Raw genomic sequence first — 1478 nt, forward strand, 5'->3', positions numbered from 1 at the left:
ATGGAGGGACGCAGAAAGATAGGGTAAGCGCGCTGCTGGATATGCGCGTCCAAGCAATTAGGCTGATGTGTAGGCAAATCCGCACATCATAAGGCTGAGTTGTGATGGCGAGGGAAATATAGTACCGAAGTTCCTGATTCTACGCTGCCAAGAAAAGCTTCTAGCGAGGAAATAGGTGCCTGTACCGCAAACCGACACAGGTAGGCGAGGAGAGAATCCTAAGGTGAGCGAGAGAACTATGGTTAAGGAACTCGGCAAAATGACCCCGTAACTTCGGGAGAAGGGGTGCTCTTTTGGGTGTATGCCCGGGAGAGCCGCAGTGAAAAGGCCCAAGCGACTGTTTAGCAAAAACACAGGTCTCTGCGAAGCCGCAAGGCGAAGTATAGGGGCTGACGCCTGCCCGGTGCTGGAAGGTTAAGAGGAGGGGTTATCCCTTACGGGAGAAGCTCTGAATTGAAGCCCCAGTAAACGGCGGCCGTAACTATAACGGTCCTAAGGTAGCGAAATTCCTTGTCGGGTAAGTTCCGACCCGCACGAAAGGCGTAACGATTTGGGCACTGTCTCAACCATAGACTCGGTGAAATTATAGTACCTGTGAAGATGCAGGTTACCCGCGACAGGACGGAAAGACCCCGTGGAGCTTTACTGCAGCTTGATATTGAATTTTGGTACAGCTTGTACAGGATAGGTAGGAGCCTGAGAAGCCGGAGCGCTAGCTTCGGTGGAGGCGTCGGTGGGATACTACCCTGGCTGTATTGAAATTCTAACCTAGAGCCGTGATCCGGCTCGGAGACAGTGTCAGGTGGGCAGTTTGACTGGGGCGGTCGCCTCCTAAAGAGTAACGGAGGCGCCCAAAGGTTCCCTCAGAATGGTTGGAAATCATTCGAAGAGTGTAAAGGCATAAGGGAGCTTGACTGCGAGACCTACAAGTCGAGCAGGGACGAAAGTCGGGCTTAGTGATCCGGTGGTTCCGCATGGAAGGGCCATCGCTCAACGGATAAAAGCTACCCCGGGGATAACAGGCTTATCTCCCCCAAGAGTCCACATCGACGGGGAGGTTTGGCACCTCGATGTCGGCTCATCGCATCCTGGGGCTGTAGTCGGTCCCAAGGGTTGGGCTGTTCGCCCATTAAAGCGGTACGCGAGCTGGGTTCAGAACGTCGTGAGACAGTTCGGTCCCTATCCGTCGTGGGCGCAGGAAATTTGAGAGGAGCTGTCCTTAGTACGAGAGGACCGGGATGGACACACCGCTGGTGTACCAGTTGTTCTGCCAAGAGCATGGCTGGGTAGCTATGTGTGGAAGGGATAAGTGCTGAAAGCATCTAAGCATGAAGCCCCCCTCAAGATGAGATTTCCCATAGCGTTAAGCTAGTAAGACCCCTGAGAGACGATCAGGTTGATAGGTCAGAGGTGGAAGCGTGGTGACACGTGGAGCTGACTGATACTAATCGGTCGAGGACTTAACTAACAAGTTTGAT

1 rRNA gene is annotated in these 1478 nt (G+C 53.4%); it reads left to right on the forward strand.

Annotated features, from left to right (window positions below):
• A 23S ribosomal RNA gene (locus tag BM319_RS24290) occupies positions 1 to 1468 on the forward strand; the annotation flags it as partial.
• Between the last annotated feature and the right edge of the window lie 10 nt (positions 1469 to 1478).

Origin of the sequence: Bacillus sp. UNCCL81, assembly GCF_900112535.1 — a bacterium.
Lineage (GTDB): Bacteria > Bacillota > Bacilli > Bacillales > Bacillaceae_G > Gottfriedia > Gottfriedia luciferensis_B.